The following is a 22,910-nucleotide window of genomic DNA, read 5'->3' on the forward strand; positions in this document are numbered from 1 at the left end:
CCGCCCCGGGGTCGGGCGATTCCATAGGACAGGCAAGCGCACCACCGTGACGCATCACAACGCCTTGCGCCGGAGCATGGGGTGAGCTAACGCACACGTAGGGTGAGGGGGTGACCACGGAGGGCGATGACTCGGCAGCCCCACCACGTCAGCGCCTCGAATGGCTCCGCGCGGCATCCGATCGTCTTCCCACCAGCTGGTTGACGGTGATCGCGACCGGGCTGTTCCTGGTCGCCACCGCGGCGTTCGGGGGCCTGGCCACCGCCGCCGAACCCGGCCCCGTCGCGATCGAGCCCGGCCAGGAGCATCGGAACGATCAGTTCGCCGTCACGGTCGAGCGGGTCCTGCTGGTGGACGAGCTGACCGAGGCCGGCGTCTACGTCGACGACGGTGAGCGCGTCCTGGCCCTCGTGGTCACCGTCGAGAACACCTGGACACGGCCGATCGCGGTGCATCCCACGAGCAGCCTGACCGAGTCCGTGCGGCTGGACGGACTCTCCGACACGCCTCCCGATTCGATCGCACGCTACGACGACGGCACGGTGGCGCCGTGGCTGCAGCCCGGGGTGCCCGCCCAGCTCGTTCTGGCGTGGGCCGTGAAGGCCGGTCAGTTCACGGACGCGCAGCCGATGCGCATCACCCTGTCCGACATGACGCTGTACACCGGATCCTTCGTCGCAAGCGGGCAATGGTGGGACGACCCGGCACCCGCCGCGACCATGACGGTGACGCTGGACGACATCGGAGCCGGCGGGTGAGGGCGTGGCTGGCCTGGTCGACCGGCGCCGCGCTGATCGCCGCCGCCTGGGGGATCGCGCTGATCACCCCCTCGGAGGCTGCGCCGGAAGAGCCGTTCCCCGTGGCCGTGCAGATCGGTGAGGCCGGCATGGGCCGGGACCTCGCCGTGACGGTCGTCGACGTCCGCCGCGCCGAGGCGGCTCGCACCGACGAGTGGAGCGCCGCCGGGAACTGGGTCGTGGTGGACCTGGATGCCGCGGCCGTGCTGTCGGAATACGGAAACTCGCTCGCACTGGTGACGCTGGAGACCGGCGGCCGCACCTTCCGGGCGAGCGAGCGGCCCGAGTCGCTCCTGGGCCATGCGCTGTCGGTCGGCGCACCGCTCTCGGGGAGCGTCGCATTCGAATTGCCGGACGAGGCCGCCGGGGGGCCCGCGGTGCTGACGTTCGGCGTCAGCACCGATCCCCGCCTGGACTCGCTCATCGTGCTCGAGATCGATCTGGACGACATCGCGCTCGACGGCGAAGCCGAGCTGATCCCCGTCGACTGGAGCACCCGGTGACGGCCGGCTGGTGGCGGCGGAACGCCCTGTCGCTCGCCTTGGTCGCGGTGCTCCTCCCGGTCACCGCGGGGGTCGTGGCGGTGAACGAATGGTCCGAGTGGGACCTCGGCCACGCCACGAAGCCGATCACCGTGGAGCCGGGCGGTTCCGCGCCTTACGCGGGCGCGGCGATCGGCCCGGCCCGGGCGCGGTTCGCGAACGATCCGGCCGCGCCTCCCGGCACGCGCCTGGTCAGCGCCACGGTGCTGGTCTCACCCGGGGAGGAGCCGATCAGCTGCCTGAGCCCGAAGCTCCGCGAGGAGAGCGGCGCCGGCAGGCAGTGGAACGAAGCATCCGCCGGACTGGATCGCGAGTACGACCCCGACCGGCTCACGTTCTGCGACTCCGATCTTCCGATCCGCTATTCGCTCACGCTGGACTACCTGGTGCCCGAGGATGCCGCGGGACCCTTCGTCATCGAGCTCGAGTCCGCCGCCGGGATCCCGCAGTTCGTCCGCCTGATCGTCGAGCCCTGACCGCGGTTCAGCGAATCGCTGCTCCTCCGGCGGGATCGGCCGCCGCATCGGGCTCCGGCGCAGCAGCAGGTCGTTGCGCCGGGACCGTCGGCGATACAAGGCGGCCGATCACGGCGTCGTAGGCGCTGGCCACCAGCACCACCCGGAGCGGCTCGATGACGAGCGGAACGAACAGGAAGATCAACGGGGCGTTGACCATCCAGAATCCGCCCAGCTCCTGGGGCCCGATCACCCGCGTGATGCCGAACTCGAGCCCGGCGTCGAGGAACAGCACGACGGTGAACAGGAGGATGTACGAGCCGACCAGCACAGGACCCGCACGCCACATCAGCAGCAGCGCCCGTCCGATCGGCTGGAACCGTGAGATCAGATCCGCCCAGAGATCCTCCAGCCGCGCGCGCAGGCGGGATGGGAGCGTGTCGAAGCGCGCACGCGCGCGAACGACGACCGGTGCTCCGAGCTGCAAGGTCTGCGGCGCCACCGCCTGCCCGTAGATGACACCCGCGATCGCCAGCCACGCGATCGGAAGCAGCACGATGCCGCCGACCTCGGTGAGGAGCCACTCCGCGGCATCCCACACCCACGCGATGGGCACGAGCTGCTCGCCGACCCACTCGCGCACATCTCCGAGCCACACCATCGCCTGCCGCGACTGCGCCCACGCCGCGACGATGTTGAGCGCATCCGCGATGAGAGTCACCGACAGGTAGACCCAGAGCACTTCGAGGTACACGGCGATCGCCGCGAACGCCTTCGGAACCCGCGCCCGGTAGCGCTTCCACAGCCATCGCCCGGCGAACGCGGCCACGATGATGGCGATCGTTACGGGCCCGAAGCTGAGCTCACCCACGGCTCCGTCGCCGGCGCGCTGCACGTCGCCGAAGACCTCATCGGCGATCAGGCCGGCGTTGATCTCCAGCAGTCGGCTGAAGTACGCCGCGGCATCCTCACGCAGGTATCCCCAGGCGGCGTAGAACGCGACGAACGGCAGGATGCCGGCCAGCAGGGCGTCGATGAACGCCCGGCGTCGCTCGGACCGACCCGCCGGGATCGGGGCGAGGACCCCGAGCTGGACCATCCCGTCTCTGAGGACGAGCAGCATCGCCACCAGTGCGACCAGGCGCGACAGGATCGCGAGCGGGAACAGCAGCGCGCCCGCGATCGCGCTGTAGGCGCCGACGAAACCCGCGACCTCGATGACGACGTATCGTCCGAGGGTCCCCGCGAGGTACAGCGCGAGCAGTGCGGGCCAGTGCCTCCACAGGAGGAGCCCGGAAACGCGCAGGACGGCGATCATCCGTCCACGCTAGCGGTCACTTCCAGAGGCTCGGCGCCGGCATCCGGGTCGAAGGCAGTGCGGACGCGGCGGCCCATTGCGTCACCCACGGGGCCAGCTCCGGCAGGTTGTCGGGCCGATGGAGCGCACCGAAGAGCTCCTCGTGGGGCACGAGGCCGCCCGTTCGCCGCAGGAATCTCGCCCGGACGATCATCTCCGCGTAGACCTCGCCATCCACCACTGCGCGGTGCATGAGGTACGCGGATTTGTCGTCGTGACCGAGCAGACGAGACTCCACGGTGAACCGCTGCCACAGTTCGAGCGACTTGCGGAAGGTGATCGTCTCGTTCGCGACGACCGCGTACCAGCCCTTCTCCCGGAACACGTCCCAGATGCCGGTCCGCACCAGCAGGTCGAAGCGGCCGAGATCGAACAGCGACCCATAACGGCCGTTGTTCATGTGCCCGAGGATGTCGATGTCGGTCGGGAGGGTGCGCACCCGCACGCGCCCGATCGCGGTCGGTTCGAGCGTCCCGTGGCGGCGCAGCTGCAGCTTGGCGCGCCAGATGGTCAGGACAGTCCGCCAGATCACATTCACGAGATGCGATGGTAGCCATCCGAGACGTGAGCAGCGATTCCGTTGTGGTTCATCGACAGCCGCAGGCGCGGCATCCCGTGTCGGTGAAGAGGGCTACGAGCACCCGAATCCGCGGATTTCTCCTGCGCGCCGCTCGCGCGTAGAGTCTGGCCATGGGAGCCGAACTGCAGACCGACATCGTCGTCCGTCCGGTGCGGGACGTCGACGCTGAAGCGCTCGGACGCGTCCACGCGACCTGCTGGCACGAGACCTACGACCACCTGATCAGCAAGGCGGCGCTGGAGATGGTGTCGCCGCGGCGCCTGGCCGAGCTGTGGACCCACTGGGCCGCTCAAGGTCCGGACTTCCGCATGAGCGCGGCGCTGGTCAACGGCGAGATCGTCGGGTTCGTCGGGTCAGGTCCGGCGCGCGACCGAGATGCGCCGCGCCTGCGCGAGCTGTACTTCATCTACCTGCTCGGGGCCTATCACGGCACCGGCATCGGTCAGCAGCTCTTCGATGCCGCCGTGGACACGACCGAGTCGGTGTACCTGTGGGTCGCCGAAGACAACCCGCGTGCGCACCGCTTCTACACGCGCAACGGCTTCACCCTCGACGGCGCCACGCACACCGAGCCGTTCCTCGGCGAGACGCTGACCGAGGTTCGGTTCGTCCGCTGACGCGACAGCGCTGACGTTCCGATTGACTGAGGTGCTCCAGATCTGGGCCCTCGAGGGCATCCCCGAGGTCGTTCCCCACACGAATCTTTTCGAGGTCATCCTGGATGCCGCGGGTTCGACCCTTCGGGACGGCGACATCCTGGTGGTGACCTCCAAGATCGTCTCCAAGGCGGAGGGTCGCATCGTCGCCGCGGACGATCGCGAGGACGCGATCACCGCCGAGACGGTTCGCGTGGTCGCGACGCGCACCTCGCCCACCGGGCACACCACGCGCATCGTCGAGAACAAGCTGGGTATCGTTTCGGCCGCGGCGGGCGTCGACGCGTCCAACACTCCCGACGGCACGGTGCTGCTGCTTCCGGTCGACCCGGATGAGTCTGCCCTTGCTCTCGCCGCACGACTTCGTCAGCGGCTCCGGATCCGCGTCGGAGTGATCATCTCGGACACCCTCGGTCGCGCGTGGCGCGACGGCCAGACCGACAGCGCGATCGGCGCGGCCGGCGTGGAGGTGTTCGAGGACATGCGCGGACAGACGGATGCCGAGGGCAGGCCGCTCGTCGTCACACTGCCGTGCGTGGCCGACGAGCTGGCCGCCGCCGCGGATCTCGTGAAGGGCAAGGCGTCCCGCCTGCCGGTGGCCGTGGTCCGAGGACGCGCTGACCTGGTCGGCCCGCTCGATCTGCCCGGGGCGCGCGCGATCGTGCGTGATCCGGAGCGCGACATGTTCTGGCGTGGAGCCGACGAGGCGTATGCCGACGGATTCGCCGCGGGCGCGGCATCCGTCGAATCGGTGGCCGAGTAGCCCGCTGCCCCGCTGGGGCTGTGCCGTCGGCTCCGCTGTGGGCTGTGCCGTTCGCTCCGCTGTCACAAGATGCCGCCGCGACCCGCAGAATGCGACAGTGGAGCCCTGAGGTTGGGCCGTTCGCTCCGCTGTGGGCTGTGCCGTTCGCTCCGCTGTGGGCTGTGCCGTTCGCTCCGCTGTCACAAGATGCGGCGCGACCCGCAGAATGCGACAGGGGAGCCCCCGGGGTTGGGGCTGCGCCTCGGCTCCGCTGTCGCAAGATGCGGCGCGACCCGCAGAATGCGACAGTCGAGCCCCGAGGGTGGGCTGCGCATCAGCTCCGCCGCGGGCTGCGCCGTTGGCTCCGCTGTCGCAAGACGCCGCGCCACCCGCAGAACGCGACAGTCGAGCCCCCGAGGTTGGGCTGCGCATCAGCTCCGCCGCGGGCCGCGCCTCGGCTCCGCTGTCACAAGATGCCGCGCGACCCGCAGAATGCGACAGTGGAGCCTCGGTTGAGCGGCGCCGTTGGCTCCGCTGTCACAAGACGCCACCGCGACCCGCAGAATGCGACACCCGAGCCCCGAGTGCGGGCGCTACGGTTCGCGGCGGTGGCTGCGCTCAGCGCTCGGTCTCGAGGAACGCCAGCTGCGCGTAGGTCGAGGCCTCTGCCGCGAAGCGCACGCCGGGATGCGTGTGCGGATAGACGAAGTCCGTCACCTGCGTGACCACGTCGGCGTCGGACGTCGGCGGCAGATCGAGCGTCCGCAGCGCCGCGGACACCTGCGCCAGGCGCTCGCGACGGTGCTCCAGGTAGGAGTCGACGACGGCGGCGAGGCTGGGGAGCGCGGGGCCGTGTCCCGGCAGCACGAGGTCCACGCCGGAGAGGTCTCGCAGCTCTCCGAGCGAGCGCAGGTAATCGCGCAGCGACCCGTCCGGACGCGCGAGGATCGTGGTGCCGCGTCCGAGGATGGTGTCCCCCGTCAGCAGTGTGCCGCCCGCTCCGGTGGCGCCGGGAACGGAGTCCTCGGGCAGCAGGAAGCAGACCGAATCCGCCGTGTGGCCCGGCGTCGCGATCACGACGATGCGAGTGCCGGCGGCGTCGATCATCTCGCCGTCGTACAGGGGCGGGGCGCCGATGCACAGGGCGGGGTCGAGGGCGCGCACGACGGCGCCCGTGCGCTCGGCGAATGCCGCGGCAGCCTCGACATGGTCGAAGTGATGGTGGGTGAGCAGCACCAGCGAGATCGGGCCGAGCGCCTCGAGGCGATCGAGATGTGCCGGAGTGTCGGGGCCGGGATCGACGACCACGGCCGAGGTGGCACCCGCCGCGCGGATGACGAAGGTGTTCGTGCCGTCGAGGGTCATCAGCCCGGCATTGGGCGCGAGTACCCGTGTGGTCAGCGCGCTCCAGCGTTCCGGCTCCGTGATGTCCGAAGCCGTGCTGTTCTCTGGCGCTGCGTTGCGATTCGTCATTCGGGTCGGGCTAGCGCCCGCTGACCTTTCCGAACAGGCGTGCGATGGGGGCAAGGACCAGGGGGCGGGCGGCGATCCAGGCGGCCGCGATCACGACGATCGAGGCGATGAAGATCCAGAATCCGGCCCAGTTGTCGGCGTATGCGACGCCATCGACCGAGCCCTGCGCGGCGTACATGTGGTTCAGGTTGCGCAGCGCCCCGGTGGCGAACACGAGCGCGACGTGGACGGTGATGAACGCGACGAAGTACAGCATCACCGGGAAGTGCAGCGCGCGGGCCCATTCGACCGGGTAGATCCGGTTCAGGGTCTTCGCGTTCGCCGGCCAGATCCCACTCATCCGCACCCCGGTGATCACCGCGAGGGGTGCGGCGATGAACACGGTGGTGAAGTACGCCAGCTGCTGCAGGCTGTTGTAGTTGACCCAGCCGTTCTCGGTCGGCCAGTCCAGCGACACGTACTGCAGCGCGGCGCTGATCGCGTTCGGGAACACCTCCCAGGAGGTCGGCACGATCCGCATCCACTGCCCGGACACGAACAGCAGGATCACGAAGATCACGCCGTTGACCAGCCACAGGATGTCCAGGGACTGGTGGAACCACAGCGTCAGGCTGATCTTGCGCTTGCTGTTCCACCGCGGCGACCAGAACGCGGTCGGCCGCTTCTCCGAGCGCACCCGCAGCCCGGAGCGGATGATCAGCACGATCAGGAACACGTTGAAGAAGTGCTGCCAGCCCAGCCACGCCGGGAACCCCACCGGTGCACCCTCGGGCAGGTGGTACTCGCCCGGGTAGGTGGTCAGGAAGTCCTGCAGCGGCTCCAGGCTGAGCAGCCAGCGCACCAGAACGACCGCCATCGCCGCGGCCAACAGCAGCCCCACGCCGCCGACGATCACCGCGCCGGCCCACTGCAGCCGGGTGAACGGGCCGACCAGCTGAGGCTCGGCCGCCGGGGCGGGTTTCGCGCGCCCCCCGGTGCCGGGCCATACGGTCCGGGTGAACGGCAGCGGCACGGACAGGTCGGTGCTCTCGGCCGGCAGCGTCGCGACCGCTGCGGCCACCTGCGCCTGCGAGGGCGCCTGGTCCGGCAGCGTTGCCCCGACGGATGCCGCGGGCACGGTCTCGGCAACGACGAGCTCCGCGACAGGGGCGGGCGCAGCGGTCGTGTCCGGGCGGGCGACCACGAGCGCGGGCGCGAACCCCGCGGGGGGCCACGGCTCACCGCCGGCGACGCGGGGCAGCCCACGGCGCAGCGGCTTGTCCGAGACCTCGGTGCCCCCGACAGGGCTCGCGGATGCCGCGGTCGGCGCTGCAACGGAGGCCGCGGCATCCGGTGCCGGCGTGGTCACCGCGGCCGAGGCCGCAGCATCCGGTGCCGGCGTGGTCACCGCGGCCGAGGCCGCAGCATCCGGTGCCGGCGTGGTCGTCGTCGCGGCGGGGCCCGCAGCATCCGGTGCCGGCGTCGGCCCCGCAGCACCCGGCGTCGGCCCCGCGGCACCCGTCGCGGCCGTGGTCACCGCGGCGACCGGCGCGAGTCCCGCGGGCGGCCACGGCTCGCCACCGGGCACGCGCGGCAGCCCGCGGCGGATCGTTCGAGCCGCGCCCGCCCCCGCAGTCACCTTCGGCGACTCTGCACCCACGGGCCCCGCAGCTTCTGCCTGCGCAGCGCCGGGCGCCGCGGCGGCGGGCGCGTCCGCAGTCACCTTCGGCGCCTTCGCCGCGGTCGGGCCCGCAGCTTCTGCCTGCGCAGCGCCGGGCGCCGCGGCGACGGACGCGACCGCCGGCGCTACGACCTCGACGACGGGCTCCGCAACGACCGCGGCCTCGCCCGCGGGGGGCCAGGGGTCGCCGCCGGGCCGCCGCGGCAGACCGCGGCGCACCGTGCCCGTGTAGGTCGCCATGCGCTCTACGCCTTCCGTGCCTGCAGCGCGGCGATCAGCTGCGGGACCACGGTGAACAGGTCACCGACGACACCGAAGTCGGCGATCTCGAAGATCGGGGCGTCGCCGTCCTTGTTGATCGCGACGATCGTCTTCGCCGTCTGCATTCCGGCCTTGTGCTGAATCGCCCCGGAGATCCCCAGCGCGATGTACAGCTGCGGCGAGACCGACACCCCGGTCTGGCCGACCTGGAACGACTGCGGCACATATCCGGCATCCACCGCGGCGCGCGAGGCGCCCACGGCCGCGCCGAGCGCGTCGGCGAGCTGCTCGACCAGGGCGAACTTCTCCTGCGAGCCCAGCCCGCGACCTCCGGAGACGACCTTCCCGGCGCCACGCAGCTCCGGACGAGACGATTCCACCACCGCCTCATCGACGGACTCCACCGTCGCTGCCCGCCGACCGGATGCCGTCACCTCCAGCATCTGCACCTCGGGCGTCGCGACCGCCTCGGCGCGGGCTTCGACCGCGCCCTGCCGGACCGTGATCACCGGCGCACCCCAGGTCACCGCAGAGTCCACCTCGTACGCGCCGCCGTACACCGAGTGGTTCGCGACCACGCCCTCGGCATCCCGGGACACACCGACCGCGTCCACGCACAGCCCCGACCTCGTCCGGGCCGCATACCGGCCCGCGACATCGCGGCCCTCGACCGAGTTGGAGATCAGGATCGCGTCCGGGCGGACCAGATCCGCCGCGGCGGCCAGCGCATCCACCACCGGCACGGTCAGCCCCGCACCCGGGGACGCGATCAGCACCTGCGCCGCGCCCAGAGCGGCCGCGGCATCCGCCACCCCCGCCGTGTCCGAAACCAGCACCGCCACCGGCGTGCCCACCTGCGCGGCCGCGCCGAGCAGGCCCGCGGCGGACTTGGCCAGCTCCCCACCCGGCGTCACATCCAGCAGCACCAGAACCGCATCGTCCGCAAAAGTCATCTCCGCCACCCCTACACCAGCCGGTTCTGGACCAGGAACTCCGCGAGCTTCTGCCCCGCGTCGCCCTCGTCGACGATCTTCGTACCCGCCTGCCGCGGCGGCTTCTCCGACAACCCCAGCACGATCGACCGGGACGCGCCCGCATCCTCCGGCTCGATCGCCAGATCCGCCAGCGACAACGTCTCGAACGGCTTCTTCTTGGCCGCCATGATCCCCTTGAAGTTCGGGAACCGCGCATCCGGCAAACGCTCCGTGATCGAAATCACCGCCGGCAGCGCCGCCGACACCCGCATCGTCGCGGCATCACTGGCCCGCTCCCCCGACACCGTCCCGTCACCGATCACCACGCTGTTCAGCGCCGTCGCCGCCGGCACATCCAACAACTCCGCCACCATCGAGGCCATCACCCCGCCGGAACCATCCGTGGACACATTCCCGGCGATCACCAGATCGAACCCGGTCCGGCGCACCGCCGCGGCCAGCACCTCCGCCGTCAAACCCAGATCCGCACCGACCAGACCCTCATCCGCAACATGCACCGCCGACCCCGCCCCCATCGCCAGACCCTTCCGCACCGTCGCGGCAGACCCCGCCGGAGCCATCGACAACACCACGATCTCGGCATCCGCATTCTTGTCCGCGTAACTCAGCGCGACCTCCAACGCCCGCTCACCGATCTCATCCAGCACCGTCTCGCTCGCCGCACGATCGGCAAGCCCCGTCTCCAGGCTCAGCTTGCGGTCGCCATACGTGTCCGGGACCTCTTTGACCAAAACGACGATCTTCATCGACAGCTCCTCACGCCACCGGCGAGTCTAACGTGACGTTGAGCAATGTACCCATTCGCGGGCATGGCGCCCCTATTCACCTCACCTAAGGGGCAGTATGTATACATTCGGCTGCCCCGAAACGGCCGAATACGGCGCGCGGAGCGTTGCGAGCGAGTATGTGGATACGGTGGAGCAGAAAGGGAGGCGACCGATGTCCAGATCAGAACCCCTCCCCGTCGACCCGATCGCCGAGGCGAAACGCCAGTGGACGGCGCACGGCTGGGCGGACGCCGCCTCCGGCATGTCCGCGGTCACCTCGATCATCCGGGCCCAGCAGCTCATGCTCGCGCGCATCGACGCGGCGCTGAAGCCTTTCCGGCTCTCCTTCGCTCGCTACGAGATGCTGCGGCTGCTCGGCTTCACCCGCGCAGGACGGATGCCGATGGCCAGCGCCATCGCGCGGCTGCAAGTGCATCCGACCAGTGTCACCAACACGGTCGACCGCCTCGTGCGCGACGGGCTCGTCGAACGCGAGCCGCACCCTGGCGACGGCCGGGCAGCCATGCTCGTGCTGACGCCCGCCGGCCGGGATCTGGTGGAGCGCGCCACGGACGCGCTCAATGCGAAAGTGTTCGCCGATCCCGGCTTGTCGGGCGATGACACGGTCGAGCTCGTCCGGATCCTCGCGCGGTTCCGCAAGGATGCCGGGGACTTCGCCGAGCCGCGCCCGCTGCCCGACCCGCTGTAGCGCTTCCCCCCCTAGCCCGCGAGACCGGATGGGCGCCACGAGACTGGTGTCGACGCGCTCAGTCTCGTGGCGAACATGCTGTCTCGCGGTCTCCGATCGGGCGCGACTCAGCGGTTCGTGAAGTCGGGGGCGCGCTTCTCGCGGAAGGCCGCCATCCCCTCCTTCTGATCGGCCGTGTCGAACAGTCCCGCGAACACGTGACGTTCGAAGCGGATGCCTTCGGCCAGCGTCGACTCCAGCGCGACATCCAGCGCCGCCTTCGCCGCATACAGCGACGGAAGCGACTTCGACGCGATCGTGTCCGCCGCCTTCCCCGCCTCCTCGAGCAGGTCCGCGGCCGGCACCACGCGGGACACGAGGCCGGCGCGTTCGGCCTCCGCGGCATCCATCATCCGTCCGGTCAGCACCAGGTCGGCCGCCTTGTAGTACCCGACCGCGCGCACGAGCCGTTGCGAGCCACCCATGCCGGGGATGACGCCGAGGTTGATCTCGGGCTGACCGAACTTCGCCGTGTCGGCGGCGATGATCAGGTCGCACATCATCGCCAGCTCGCACCCACCCCCCAGCGCGTATCCCGACACCGCGGCGATCACCGGCGTGCGCACCGCGGCGAAACGCGCCCACCCGCCGAAATGATCGCTCATGACCATGTCCAACCCCGACTTGGCTTCCATCTCCTTGATGTCGGCTCCGGCGGCGAACGCGCGCTCCGAACCGGTCAGCACGATCGCGCCGATCCGCTCGTCCGCATCGAACTCGGATGCCGCGGCCACGATGTCGTGCATCACCTGCGTGTTCAGCGCGTTAAGCGCTTCGGGACGGTTCAGGGTGATCCACCCGACGCGCCCCCGCGTTTCGACCAGGATCGTCTCGTACGTGGACGTGTTCTCAGACTCGGTCATCTCTCTCCTCGCTCGGTGGTCGCTTCGCTGCTCGCCCCGCCGGCTGGCTCGCAGCACTGGCTGGCTGGACTCGCTGGTTGGCTTGCCTGCCGCAAACTGCGCTTCTCGGTGGCTTTTGTGACAGGCGAGCCGATCGAGTCTCGCAACCCCCGGTGCTCGCCTGTCCCAAGCTGCTGCCTTCGCCGACATTTCGTGACAGGGGAACCAAATCAGACCCGGCTCCCCTGTCGCAAACTGCGGCTGCGGCGGCGGTTGGTGACAGGGGAACCAAGGGCCGGGCTCAAGCGCTCTCGGCGCGGATCGTGTTGATGATCCCGGAGAAGTCCTGCCCCGCCCCCTCGCCGTCCGCGAACTCGCGGTAGATCTCCCGAGCGAGGCGTCCCATCCGCGCATCCACCCCGGTCAGCGCGATCGCCTGCTCGGCCAGCCCCAGATCCTTCGACATCAGCGCGCCCGCGAAGCCGGGCTGATAGTCACGGTTCGCGGGACTCGTCGGCACCGGGCCCGGCACCGGGCAGTTCGTCGTCAGCGCCCAGCACTGCCCCGACGCATTGGACGCGACATCGAACAGGGCTTGATGCGAGAGCCCGAGCCGCTCGCCGAGCACGAAGGCCTCGGCCACCGCGATCTGCGAGACGCCCAGGATCATGTTGTTGCACACCTTCGCCGCCTGCCCGAGTCCCGCACCGCCGCAGTGCACGACCCGGCGTCCCATCGTCTCGAGGATCGGCCGGGCCGCCTCGAAGTCCTCGTCCGAGCCGCCCACCATGAAGGCCAGAGTCGCGTTCTCGGCGCCCACCACCCCACCCGAGACAGGCGCGTCGAGGGCTCGGTGCCCGGCGGCGGCGGCCAGTCCCGCCGCCTCCTGCGCCTCGTCGACGGCGATCGTCGAGCAGTCGATGAACAGCGTCCCCGGCGCGGCGACCGCGAGCAGCCCCGGTGTCTGGTCAGACCCCCGGTACGCCTCCAGCACATGCCGGCCGCTCGGAAACATCGTGATCACGAGCTCGGCGGATGCCGCGGCATCCTGCCCCGAGTCGGCCACCGCAAGCCCGGCCGCACCTGCGGCGTCGATCGCCGCGGGGACCACGTCGAAACCGACCATGTCGTGCCCGGCTTTCGCCAGATTCCGCGCCATCGGCAGTCCCATATGGCCCAGGCCGAGGAATGCGATCCTCATCGTGCTGCCCCCCGTTCGAATGAGTCGCTCATCGCTGGGTCCCCAGCAGCTCGCGCCCGATGATGACGCGCATGATCTCGTTGGTGCCCTCCAGGATCTGGTGCACCCGCAGGTCGCGCACGACCTTCTCGATCCCATACTCGTGCAGGTAGCCGTATCCGCCGTGCAGCTGCAGGGCCTCGTTCGCGATGCGGGAGCCGGCATCCGTCGCGAAGCGCTTGGCCATGGCGCACTGCATCGCCGCGTCCGGCGCCTGCTCGTCGATCGCGAGTGCGGCGTCGCGCACCAGGGCGCGGGCGGCGCGCAGCTCGGTCGCCATGTCGGCGAGCGTGAAGACCACGGACTGCTTCTCAGCCAGCGGCTCGCCGAACGTGAAACGCTCGTGGACGTACTGGACGGCCCGGTCCAGGGCCCACTGCGCACCGCCCAGCGAGCAGGCGGCGATGCTGATCCGACCCCCGTTCAGCGCGGACATCGCGATCTTGAAGCCCTGCCCCTCCACGCCCAGAACATCGGATGCCGGAACCCTCACCTCGTCGAGGATCACCTGTCGCGTGGGCTGGGCATTCCAGCCCATCTTCTTCTCGTTGGCGCCGAACGACAGCCCCGGTGCGTCGGCGGGCACCAGGAACGCCGTGATCCCCCGCGCACCGGGCTCCCCGGTACGCGCCATGACGACATAGACGGATGCCTCGCCACCGCCCGAGATGAACTGCTTGACGCCGGTGAGGGCGTACGAGTCGCCGTCCTTGATGGCACTGGTGGTGATGGCCGCGGCATCCGACCCCGCGCCGGGCTCGGTGAGGCAGTAGCTGCCGAAGTCCGTCATGGCGGTCAGCTGCGGCAGCCACCTCTGCCGCTGCTCGTCGGTGCCGTAGGAGTCGATCATCCACGCCACCATGTTGTGGATCGTGACGTACGCCGCGATCGAGGGGTCGGCCTTGGCCAGCTCTTCGACGATCGCGACCGCGTCGGCGCGGCTCAGCTCCGATCCCCCGACGTCTTCACGCACATAGATGCCGCCGAGCCCGAGTTCGCCCGCACGGCGCAGCACGTCGCGGGGAAAATGCTTGCGCTCATCCCAGTCCAGCGCATGCGGCGCGATCTCGGCCTGCGCGAAGTCGCGGACCGCCGCGACGATCGCATCGCGCTCGTCCGTGGGGGAGGTGGGCATCGTCATGGTCATCACTGCCTCCGTTGGCGGATCATCCTGGTGAAGATCGACGTGCCGACATTGGCACTATGCCCATTTTACATGGACACCCAAGTATTTGCGAGGACCACAAAGAACCGCCTCTCTCTGCGTTCACTTGTCGTGGATGTACGCCGGGACGGCCGTTTCGTGTACATCCAGGACAAGTGAATTGAAGGATGCCGCGGCCTGCCGCGGCCGCCTGTCGGGCGCAGGAGGGGGGCCGGTCAGGGCGCATGACGGGGGCCGGGTTCCCGCCTGTTCACTTGTCGTAGATGTACACCGGGACGGCCGTTTCGTGTACATCCAGGGCAAGTGAACAAGAAGCGGCGCGCGCAACTGGCGCGCGCCGCACCCGCTCAGCCCCGCGATCCGCTCAGCCCCGCGATCCGCTCAGCCCCGCGATCCGCTCAGCGCCGCACGATCAGTGCCCCAGGACCCGCTCGGCGCCGGCCCGCTCGGCGCCGCGCGCTCAGCGCCGCACCACGCGCGCAGTGCCGGCCGGCTCAGCGCCGGCCCGCTCAGCGCCGCCCGATCCGCGACCCGCTCCCCGCTCAGACTCAGGACCCGCTAGAGCCGCTCGATGATCGTGGCGTTGGCCATGCCGCCGCCCTCGCACATCGTCTGCAGGCCGTACCGCCCCCCGGTCGCCTCGAGATTCGCGAGCAGCGTTCCGAGCAGTCGCGTGCCCGACGAGCCGAGGGCATGACCGAGCGCGATCGCGCCGCCCCACGGGTTGAGCCGGTCGGGGTCCGCGCGCAGCTCGTTCGCCCACGCCAGCGGGACCGACGCGAACGCCTCGTTCACCTCGTATGCATCGAGGTCGTCGATCGACAGGCCGCTGCGCTCGAGGATCCGGCGTGTCGCGGGGATGGGTCCGGTGAGCATGTACACCGGGTCGTCACCGACGACCGCGAACGCGTGGAACCGGGCGCGCGGGGTCAGCCCCAGCTCGATCGCCTTCTCCTCGCTCATGATCAGCGCGGCGGAGGCCCCGTCGGTGAGCGGCGAGGAGTTACCCGGCGTGATCCGCCAGTCCAATTCCGGAAAGCGTGCGGCGAGGTCGTCCGTGCGGAACGCGGGATTCAAGCCGCGCAGTCCGTCGAGCGTGGTGCCCGCACGCACGGTCTCGTCGGTCGTGACCACGCCGCCACCGTCGGCGGCCACCGCGAGCAGCTGCGAATCGAACAGACCTCGGGATGCCGCATCCGCCGCCCTGCGATGCGACTCCGCCGAGTAGGCGTCCAGCACATCCCGAGACAGACCCCATTTCTGGGCGATCAGCTCGGCGGAGACGCCCTGGTTGATCAGGCCGTCGGGGTAGCGCTCGTCCAGCAGCCGCGACCGGGATCCCCCGGCACGCGATGAGCCGAGCGGCACGCGGCTCATCGATTCCACGCCGCCCGCGATCACGATGTCGTAGGCGCCGGCGATCACTCCCTGCGCGGCGAAGTGAGCCGCCTGCTGGCTGGACCCGCACTGCCGGTCGATCGTGACTGCCGGGACGGTCTCGTCGAAACCGGCGGCGAGCACCGCCTGACGCGCGATGTTCATCGCCTGATCGCCGACCTGACTGACGCACCCGAGCAGCACGTCGTCGATCTGCCGCGATTCGAGCCCGTTGCGCTCGAGGATGGATCGCAGCACTCCGGCAGCGAGGTCGACCGGGTGGACGCTCGAGAGCGCTCCTCCGGGCTTGCCTCGGCCGGACGGCGTTCGGACGACGTCGACGAGAACGGCGGTGGGCATGTCAGCTCCTCAGTGATGGATGTTCGGCCGTGCTCAGCCCGTCGCTTCGGCAGGCCTTTCCAGGGTGACCTCGGCCTCGGCATCCGGAACATAGCCCGGGATGTGCCGCTCGTCGGGACCGTTGTAGGCCGACAGCGGGCGGATGAGGGCGTTGGATGCCGCCTGTTCCATGATGTGCGCGGTCCAGCCGGTGACGCGCGACGCGACGAACAGGGGCGTGAAGGTCTGCGTGTCGAACCCCATCAGGTTGTACGACGGACCGGACGGGTAGTCGAGGTTCGGGTAGATGCCCTTGCGCGAGACGAACTCGGACTCGAGCGTGTCGTACAGCGCCGCCAGGTCGGGGGCGTCGTAGTGGTCCACGAGCGTGTCGAGCGCGGCCTTCATCGTCGGGACGCGCGAGTCGCCGTGCTTGTAGACGCGGTGTCCGAACCCCATGATCTTGCGCTTCTCGGCGAGCGCCGTGTCGAGCCAGGGCGAGACGTTCTCGGCCGATCCGATCTCGTCGAAGATGTGCATGACAGCCTCGTTGGCCCCGCCGTGGAGGGGACCCTTGAGCGCACCGATGGCACCCACGACGGCCGAGTAGAGGTCGGCGATGGTGCTCGTGATGACTCGCGCGGTGAAGGTAGAGGCGTTGAACGAGTGCTCGGCGTACAGGATCATCGAGACGTTGAACGCATGCGCGACGACCGGGTCCGGGATCTCGCCGAAGGTCATCCAGAGGAAGTTCTGCGAGTAGTCCAGGTCCTCGCGGGGATCGATCAGTTCCTGCCCCCTGCGGCGGCGCTGGTCGTAGGCGACCATGGCGGGCAGCTTCGCGAAGAGGCGCTTGGATTTGGCGAGGTCGGACTCGCGGGAGTTGTCGAAGGCGGCGGGATCGGATGCGCCGGCCAGCGAGACCGCGGTGCGCAGGACGTCCATCGGGTGCGCCGTCAGCGGCACCAGGTCGATCGCCTGCTTGACGTTCTCATCCAGCGTGCGGTCCGCGCGCTCCTCGGCAACGAACGCGGCCAGCTGCGCGTCCGTCGGCAGTTCGCCGTACCAGAGCAGGTAGGCGACGGCCTCGAAGGACTGCGTGGCCGCCAGCTCCTGCACCGGGTAGCCGCGATACAGCAGGCTGTTGGTCTCGGGATTGACCTTGCTCACCGCGGTGTAGTCGACGGTGACCCCGGCCAGGCCCTTCTTGATGTCTGGTTCAGTCATGCTCTGCTCTCTTCGGACGACCCTCCCCTGTCACAACACGCCCGAATGGGGAGCGGATCGTGACAGCTGAGCGGTCAGGTCAGCGGGTGATCTGGAAGTCGAACACCGAGGTGTCGAAGTGGTTGTAGCCCTCGTAATCGATCAGTTCGTAGAGATCCGCACGGTGCTGCATCTCCCCGAGCGTGGAGGTGAGGTGGCCCTCATCGATCAGCGTATCCAGCCCACGGCCGGCCGCGCCCATCGCGATGCGCAGCAGCGACACCGGCCAGATGACGATGTTCACCCCGACGTTGCGCAGCTGGTCGACCGAGAACAGGTCGCTCTTGCCGAACTCGGTCATGTTCGCGAGGATCGGCACGTCGACCGCGGCGCGGACAGCGGCGAACTCCTCCAGCGAGCGCATCGCCTCGGGGAAGATCGCGTCGGCCCCGGCATCCACCAGCGTCTTCGCCCTGTCGACCGCGGCATCCAGCCCATCGACCGCGCGGATATCGGTGCGCGCCATGATCAGGAAGTTCGGGTCTCGGCGGGCGTCGACGGCCGCGCGGATGCGTTTGACGGCGGTGTCCTGGTCGACGACCGCTTTGCCGTCCAGGTGGCCGCAGCGCTTCGGGTTGACCTGGTCCTCGATGTGCGCGCCGGCCAGGCCGGCGTCCTCGAGCGTCTGGATCGTGCGGGCGACGTTCATCGGCTCGCCGAAGCCCGTGTCGGCGTCGATGATCGCCGGCAGCTCGGTCATCCGCGCGATCTGCTGCCCGCGGCCGGCGACCTCGGTGAGCGTGGTCAGGCCGATGTCGGGCAGGCCCAGGTCGGCGGCCAGGACAGCACCGGAGATGTAGACGCCCTCGAACCCCTTCTGCTCGATCAGGCGCGCGCTCAGCGGGTTGAACGCGCCCGGGAAGCGCAGCAGCTCGCCGGAGGCGAGCCGCTCGCGGAACAGCCGGCGCTTCTCGGCGGCGGGCGTGGTGGCGTACAGCATCAGTTGCTCCCGTCCGGTTGTGCACAACGTCGCCGATGCGCGGAGCGCGGGCGGGTTGCGGCCCTCGCGCGGGCCGTGCGGCTGCGGATCAGCGACGTTGTGCACAGACGCATGTCAGAACAGTCCCTTGGGGGCCGGGGCGTTGGCCAGGACGCCGCGCTTGGCGACGATCGTCAGCTGCTGCACCTCGTCGGCGCTGAGCTCGGGCAGGCGCTCGGCCAGCTCGAGGAAGCGCTCGATCTCCTCCGGCTCCAGCACCGGCTCGGCGAGCATCCGGAACTTGCGGATGTAGTCCTCGCGGGCGAACGGGCGCGCGCCGAGCGGGTGCGCGTCGGCGACGGCGATCTCGTCCGTGATCTCGCTGCCGTCCGCGAACCGGATCACGACGCGGCCGCCGAAGGCCTTCTCGTTCGGGTCCTCGGAGTGGTAGCGGCGCGTCCACTCGTCGTCCTCGGCGGTGGTGACCTTCTGCCAGAGCTCGACCGTGTCCTCCCGACCAGCGCGTTCGGGTGCGTAGGAGTCGACGTGGTGCCAGGCGCCGTCCTGGAGGGCGACGGTGAAGATGTACGGGATGGAGTGGTCGAGCGTCTCACGAGAGGCGGTCGGGTCGTACTTCTGCGGGTCGTTGGCGCCCGATCCGATCACGTAGTGCGTGTGGTGGCTCGTGTGCAGCACCACCGACTCGATGTCCTGGCCGTCCGGCCCCTTGCCCTCCCGCAGCGATGGATTCTCGTTGCCGAGCTTGCGGGCCAGGTCGATCCACGCCTGCGCCTGATACTCCGCCGAGTGCTCCTTCGTATAGGAGTCCAGGATGCCGCGCTTCGGCTCGCCGTCGGCGGGAAGCGGCACCTCGTACGTGGCGTCGGGTCCGTCCAGCATCCAGGCGATCACACCGTCTTCGCCCTCGTAGATCGGGCTGGGCGAGGTCTCACCGCGCATCGCGCGGTCGACCGCCTCGACGGCCATCTTGCCGGCGAACGCGGGGGCGTGCGCCTTCCACGTGGAGATCTCGCCCTTGCGCGACTGGCGGGTGGCCGTGGTGGTGTGCAGGGCCTGGCCGACCGCCTGGTAGATCGTCTCGACCGGCAGGCCGAGCAGCGTGCCGATGCCGGCGGCGGCCGACGGGCCGAGGTGCGCGACGTGATCGATCTTGTGCTTGTGCAGCGAGATCGCCTTGACCAGGTCGATCTGGATCTCATACCCGGTCGCGATCGCACGCACCAGCGCCGCGCCGTCCGACCCGACGTGCTGCGCGACGGCGACGATCGGCGGAATGTTGTCGCCCGGGTGCGAGTACTCGGCGGCCAGGAACGTGTCGTGGTAGTCGAGTTCGCGCACGGCGACCCCGTTCGCCCACGCGGCCCACTCGGGGCTCGTGCGCCGCTCGATGCTGCATCCGAAGATGGTCGCGCCCTTGCCGCTGATCGACACGGCGTGATCGAGCGCCTGCTGGCGGGCGGCGCTCACGGGCGCGCGCGTGATGGATGCCGCGGCCACGGCCGCGTTGTCGATCACGCGGTTGATGATCATGTCCACGACGTCGGAATCGACCTCGACGGGGTCGGCTGCGACCTCGGCGATGCGCCAGGCCAGCTGTCCCTCACGGGCGAGGTCTTCGTCGCTGCGGTGGACGCGGAGGTGGTGGTTCACAGTCATGCTGCTCCTTCGGTGATTGAGCCTGCCGAAATCTCGGTGTCGTCGTTCTGCGCACCCTCGACGGACGCGAGGATCGCGGCCAGCGCGTTGTGCAGGTGCACGTGGGTCGCATGCGCGGCCAGTTCAGCGTCGTGCGCAGCGATCGCCGACGCGATCAGACGATGCTCCGCCACGGATGCCGCCAGCCGGCTGGGATTGTCGCGTGCGAGTCGCCGCACCCGCACGAGGTGGGTCCGGACGGTCCGCAGCGCAGAGGAGAGGTAGTCGTTGCCGACCGCGGCGTCCAGCTCGCCGTCGAAACGGGCGATGAGCGCGTAGTACGCGTCCAGTCCCTGCTGCCCGTTCAGGCGGGCTCCGGCGAACTCGTCGGCGAGCGCGGCGAAGGCCGCGGCGTCGGCCCGCTCGGCCGCCACCCGCGCTGCGGTCTCCTCGAGCGCGCGGCGCAGCCCGAAGAGGGCGCGGATGTCGTCGGCGTCCACGTCGGTGACGACGGTCACGCGCGCGGACTGCTGCGTGACCAGGCCGTCGGCGGCCAGGCGGCCGAGGGCTTCGCGCAGGGGTGTGCGGCTCACGCCGAGGCGTACCGCCTGCTCGACTTCGCCCAGCACGGCGCCCGGCGCAAGCGCGCCGGATTGGATCTCGTCCAGCAGCGTGCGGTAGGCGCGGTCGCTTGCTCTCATCACACGCCTCCTCACCCAGCCTGAGGCCTTATTGTATACACAGAAGGCTGATCGCTGCACCTGAGCGAGTGACGGCGGCTTTTCCGTATACACTGGCCGCAGCGCCCAGCCCTCCCGCCGCACCGCTCGCGAGCGGTGGTGCAGGCTCGGAAATGGCTGCTGCTCGCCGTCTCGGGATCAGTGCGGCCGCAGGGGATCCGGGCACGAGCGCCGCCCCGGCCGAGCCGGCGCGGACGTAACCTGGATGCGTGGCAGAGGTCCCGGCCGGCGACGCTCCGCACGCCGAGCGCAGCGAGCTCGATGTGCTGCGCAGGCGTGCGTACGGACCGGATGCCGACATCTTCGACGATCCCCGCGCGGTGTCCCGCCTGAGCGCGCTCGAAGAGCGCGCGCGGATGCGCCGGGAGCTCTCGGCAGCGGCATCCGACGAAACCGGCCGACCCCCCGTCCCCACGATCGCCGCGCCGGAGACGCCGGCACCGGATGCCGGGGTCGTCCCCGCATCCGTGCCGGTCGCACGGTCGACCGGTCGGCGGCCACGCGGGCATACCGCGCTGCTGGCGGGCACGGCGGTCCTCGCCGTCGTGCTGGGTGCGGCGGCGTGGGGTTCGCATCGGTTCGAGACGCTTCCGTCCGGCTACGCCAAGACCGCGGCGGTCGCGCTGGAGAACCGGGCATTGTCGTACGAGGTCGGATACGAGCGGTACCTCGACGGCCTGCGCGATCAGCTGCTGGCGGCGCCGGGGATGCAGCAGATCGCCGGCCGGCTCATCCGCGAGCAGCTCCGCCCGTACGGCGCGCTGTACGGGCGGAGCGTGGGCGTCGGGCCGACCGTCGATGCGCAGATCTGCATGGTCGTCGTGGGCGACCCGGAGCCGTCGATCGCGTGCGTCCCGGTCGACGGCGCACGGTCCGATCCCGTGTCGGTGGTGCTGCCGTCCGGTCACGCCGGTTCGGCCGGCGAGAACACGGCACCCGAGAAGCCGGTCAGATACACGCTCCTGCCGAGCGGCGGCGTGGTCGCCGTGCCGGCATCCGCCGTCCCGCCGCCGGGATGGCAATGAGCCCAGCGCGGTGAGGCGCCCTGCCCGCCGGGTCGGCAGTGAGCCGACCGCGCTCAATCCCGGCCGATGACCTCCAGCGCGTCCGCCAGCGCTTCGGCGAACCGATCGATGTCGGCGGGCGTGTTGTAGAAGTAGGGCGAGACGAGAACCCGCCCCTCCTTGTCGGAGACGGAGACTTTTCGCCGCGCCATCTCACCTGCGACGCGGGTGGAGTCGGGAACGTCGAATCCGATGATCCCGGCGCGCGCGTGAGCCGGGGTGACCGGGGCGATGCCCAGCCCGCCCAGGGCCTCGATCGTTCGCGCGGTGAGGTCCTCGACCTGACCGTGGATCCGATCCCAGCCCAGTTCCTCGAGGTACCCGAGGGTCGCATCGAGCACGTACAGCCCCGGGACGTTCGGCGCGGCGTAGGCGAAGGACGTGCTCGGCGCCGGATTGGCGTAGCTGCGGAAGATCGGAGTCAGCATGCTGCGCGCGCGTTCCCGGAAGACGCCCACGGCGGTTCCGAAACCGGAGAGCATCCACTTGAACATGCCCGCGCCGTACACGTCGACGTACGCAAGGTCGACCGGCGTCGCTCCGAGGGCCTGGATTCCGTCCACGATGAGCAGTGCGTCCACCTCGCGGCACGCCTTGCCCAGCCGTGTCAGGTCCACCTTGGTGCCGGTCCAGGGGTGCACGTGCGAGACGCTCAGCACACGCGTCCGCGGGGTGAGCGCGTCCAGCAGCTGCTGTTCCCGATCCGAGTTCGGATCGGGTTGCACCCGCACGTATGTCACGCCCTGGGCCTGTGCCGCCTCCCACGGGAGGACGTTGCACGGGTACTCGTCGGCCATCCCGACGATGGTGTCGCCCGGCTGCCAGGCGACGCTGTGCGCGGCGAGGTTGATCACCTCGCTCGTGTTGCGGAAGAAGCCGACCTCGTCGACGGGAACCGAGAGCAGCCGCGCCATCCGCTCCCGTGCGCTCACCACCGGCACCTGCCACAGCGACTGCGCGTCGCAGCCGAGCCCGGCGACGTCGAGGTAGTACTGACCCGCCGCCGTCGCGGCGCCGGGAAACGCCAGTCCCGTGCCCGCCGACTGCAGGTACACCCAGTCCGGGCGGTACGGGAAGTCCCGTCGCACCCGCTGCGTCCACTCGTCCGTACTCATTCCCGACATTCGATCGACCATACGAAGCCGGAGCGCGCGGGGCGACCGGTCTTCCGCCCCAAGGCAGGCTCGTATTCGGCATCCGGCGGTTCGGGTAGCGTCAGCCGGACCCCGGACCGCCACCATCGCGCGCCCCGCCTGAGCTGCCCAAGGA

The 22,910-nt window shown here is 70.1% G+C and carries 22 protein-coding genes; 7 read left to right on the forward strand and 15 right to left on the reverse strand.

Annotated elements, in window-relative coordinates; translation table 11 throughout:
- The first annotated feature begins 110 nt into the window (after window positions 1-110).
- From ABD655_RS00400 to ABD655_RS00410, 3 genes are read left to right on the forward strand one after another with little or no spacing between them, the layout of a single operon-like run.
- The gene (locus tag ABD655_RS00400) at window positions 111-758 is read left to right on the forward strand and encodes a hypothetical protein (protein ID WP_344710516.1); all 648 of its coding nucleotides are present in this window, start codon (window positions 111-113) and stop codon (window positions 756-758) included.
- On the forward strand, window positions 755-1,300 hold the full coding sequence (locus ABD655_RS00405) for a hypothetical protein (RefSeq protein ID WP_344710518.1): 546 nt from the start codon (window positions 755-757) through the stop codon (window positions 1,298-1,300). Before ABD655_RS00400 ends, ABD655_RS00405 begins: the two co-directional genes overlap by 4 nt.
- The gene (locus ABD655_RS00410; RefSeq protein ID WP_344710520.1) at window positions 1,297-1,815 is read left to right on the forward strand and encodes a hypothetical protein; all 519 of its coding nucleotides are present in this window, start codon (window positions 1,297-1,299) and stop codon (window positions 1,813-1,815) included. The genes ABD655_RS00405 and ABD655_RS00410 overlap by 4 nt, the downstream gene beginning before the upstream one ends.
- A gap of 7 nt (window positions 1,816-1,822) precedes the next feature.
- On the opposite strand, the gene ABD655_RS00415 is transcribed toward ABD655_RS00410, so the two are convergent.
- Window positions 1,823-3,112 carry a hypothetical protein gene (locus ABD655_RS00415; protein WP_344710522.1) on the reverse strand — a complete coding sequence of 430 codons (1,290 nt, stop codon included), beginning with the start codon at window positions 3,110-3,112 and terminating at the stop codon, window positions 1,823-1,825.
- Window positions 3,113-3,128: 16 nt separating this feature from the next.
- The gene (locus ABD655_RS00420; protein WP_344710524.1) at window positions 3,129-3,689 is read right to left on the reverse strand and encodes a thioesterase family protein; all 561 of its coding nucleotides are present in this window, start codon (window positions 3,687-3,689) and stop codon (window positions 3,129-3,131) included.
- A 152-nt stretch (window positions 3,690-3,841) separates the two neighbouring features.
- Here ABD655_RS00420 and ABD655_RS00425 point away from each other — a divergent pair, with 152 nt between their 5' ends.
- Window positions 3,842-4,348, forward strand: a complete 507-nt coding sequence (locus ABD655_RS00425; protein WP_344710526.1) for a GNAT family N-acetyltransferase — start codon at window positions 3,842-3,844, stop codon at window positions 4,346-4,348.
- A 31-nt stretch (window positions 4,349-4,379) separates the two neighbouring features.
- A complete protein-coding gene (cofE, locus tag ABD655_RS00430; protein ID WP_378720990.1) occupies window positions 4,380-5,150 on the forward strand; it encodes a coenzyme F420-0:L-glutamate ligase in 771 nt (256 codons plus the stop codon).
- A gap of 597 nt (window positions 5,151-5,747) precedes the next feature.
- On the opposite strand, the gene ABD655_RS00435 is transcribed toward cofE, so the two are convergent.
- From ABD655_RS00435 to ABD655_RS00450, 4 genes are read right to left on the reverse strand one after another with little or no spacing between them, the layout of a single operon-like run.
- Window positions 5,748-6,602 carry an MBL fold metallo-hydrolase gene (locus ABD655_RS00435; protein WP_344710530.1) on the reverse strand — a complete coding sequence of 285 codons (855 nt, stop codon included), beginning with the start codon at window positions 6,600-6,602 and terminating at the stop codon, window positions 5,748-5,750.
- Window positions 6,603-6,612: 10 nt separating this feature from the next.
- Complete coding sequence (locus tag ABD655_RS00440) at window positions 6,613-8,502, reverse strand: cytochrome b/b6 domain-containing protein (protein WP_344710532.1); 1,890 nt, start codon at window positions 8,500-8,502, stop codon at window positions 6,613-6,615.
- Window positions 8,503-8,507: 5 nt separating this feature from the next.
- Window positions 8,508-9,476: an electron transfer flavoprotein subunit alpha/FixB family protein gene (locus ABD655_RS00445; protein ID WP_344710534.1), complete on the reverse strand. Its 969-nt coding sequence runs from the start codon at window positions 9,474-9,476 to the stop codon at window positions 8,508-8,510.
- An 11-nt stretch (window positions 9,477-9,487) separates the two neighbouring features.
- The gene (locus ABD655_RS00450) at window positions 9,488-10,264 is read right to left on the reverse strand and encodes an electron transfer flavoprotein subunit beta/FixA family protein (protein WP_344710536.1); all 777 of its coding nucleotides are present in this window, start codon (window positions 10,262-10,264) and stop codon (window positions 9,488-9,490) included.
- Between the two features lie 193 nt (window positions 10,265-10,457).
- Between ABD655_RS00450 and ABD655_RS00455 the strand changes: the two genes are divergently transcribed.
- Window positions 10,458-10,994: a MarR family winged helix-turn-helix transcriptional regulator gene (locus ABD655_RS00455; protein ID WP_344710538.1), complete on the forward strand. Its 537-nt coding sequence runs from the start codon at window positions 10,458-10,460 to the stop codon at window positions 10,992-10,994.
- Between the two features lie 107 nt (window positions 10,995-11,101).
- On the opposite strand, the gene ABD655_RS00460 is transcribed toward ABD655_RS00455, so the two are convergent.
- From ABD655_RS00460 to ABD655_RS00495, 8 genes are all read right to left on the reverse strand, one after another.
- Entirely contained in the window at window positions 11,102-11,896 is a 795-nt protein-coding gene (locus ABD655_RS00460; RefSeq protein ID WP_344710540.1) for an enoyl-CoA hydratase, read from the reverse strand.
- A 280-nt stretch (window positions 11,897-12,176) separates the two neighbouring features.
- Entirely contained in the window at window positions 12,177-13,076 is a 900-nt protein-coding gene (gene mmsB, locus ABD655_RS00465) for a 3-hydroxyisobutyrate dehydrogenase (protein WP_344710542.1), read from the reverse strand.
- A gap of 28 nt (window positions 13,077-13,104) precedes the next feature.
- The gene (locus ABD655_RS00470; RefSeq protein ID WP_344710544.1) at window positions 13,105-14,262 is read right to left on the reverse strand and encodes an acyl-CoA dehydrogenase family protein; all 1,158 of its coding nucleotides are present in this window, start codon (window positions 14,260-14,262) and stop codon (window positions 13,105-13,107) included.
- Window positions 14,263-14,838: 576 nt separating this feature from the next.
- Window positions 14,839-16,017 carry a thiolase family protein gene (locus tag ABD655_RS00475; protein ID WP_344710546.1) on the reverse strand — a complete coding sequence of 393 codons (1,179 nt, stop codon included), beginning with the start codon at window positions 16,015-16,017 and terminating at the stop codon, window positions 14,839-14,841.
- Between the two features lie 33 nt (window positions 16,018-16,050).
- Window positions 16,051-17,223: a bifunctional 2-methylcitrate synthase/citrate synthase gene (locus ABD655_RS00480; RefSeq protein WP_344710548.1), complete on the reverse strand. Its 1,173-nt coding sequence runs from the start codon at window positions 17,221-17,223 to the stop codon at window positions 16,051-16,053.
- Window positions 17,224-17,302: 79 nt separating this feature from the next.
- Window positions 17,303-18,202 carry a methylisocitrate lyase gene (gene prpB, locus ABD655_RS00485; RefSeq protein WP_344710550.1) on the reverse strand — a complete coding sequence of 300 codons (900 nt, stop codon included), beginning with the start codon at window positions 18,200-18,202 and terminating at the stop codon, window positions 17,303-17,305.
- A gap of 114 nt (window positions 18,203-18,316) precedes the next feature.
- Complete coding sequence (locus tag ABD655_RS00490) at window positions 18,317-19,858, reverse strand: MmgE/PrpD family protein (RefSeq protein ID WP_344710552.1); 1,542 nt, start codon at window positions 19,856-19,858, stop codon at window positions 18,317-18,319.
- A complete protein-coding gene (locus tag ABD655_RS00495; protein WP_344710554.1) occupies window positions 19,855-20,538 on the reverse strand; it encodes a GntR family transcriptional regulator in 684 nt (227 codons plus the stop codon). Before ABD655_RS00495 ends, ABD655_RS00490 begins: the two co-directional genes overlap by 4 nt.
- A 248-nt stretch (window positions 20,539-20,786) precedes the next feature.
- Between ABD655_RS00495 and ABD655_RS00500 the strand changes: the two genes are divergently transcribed.
- A complete protein-coding gene (locus ABD655_RS00500) occupies window positions 20,787-21,602 on the forward strand; it encodes a hypothetical protein (RefSeq protein WP_344710556.1) in 816 nt (271 codons plus the stop codon).
- Window positions 21,603-21,655: 53 nt separating this feature from the next.
- Here ABD655_RS00500 and ABD655_RS00505 read toward each other — a convergent pair whose 3' ends face one another.
- A complete protein-coding gene (locus ABD655_RS00505) occupies window positions 21,656-22,756 on the reverse strand; it encodes an aminotransferase class V-fold PLP-dependent enzyme (RefSeq protein ID WP_344710558.1) in 1,101 nt (366 codons plus the stop codon).
- Window positions 22,757-22,910 lie beyond the last annotated feature (154 nt).

Source organism: Microbacterium terregens (assembly GCF_039534975.1).
GTDB lineage: Bacteria > Actinomycetota > Actinomycetes > Actinomycetales > Microbacteriaceae > Microbacterium > Microbacterium terregens.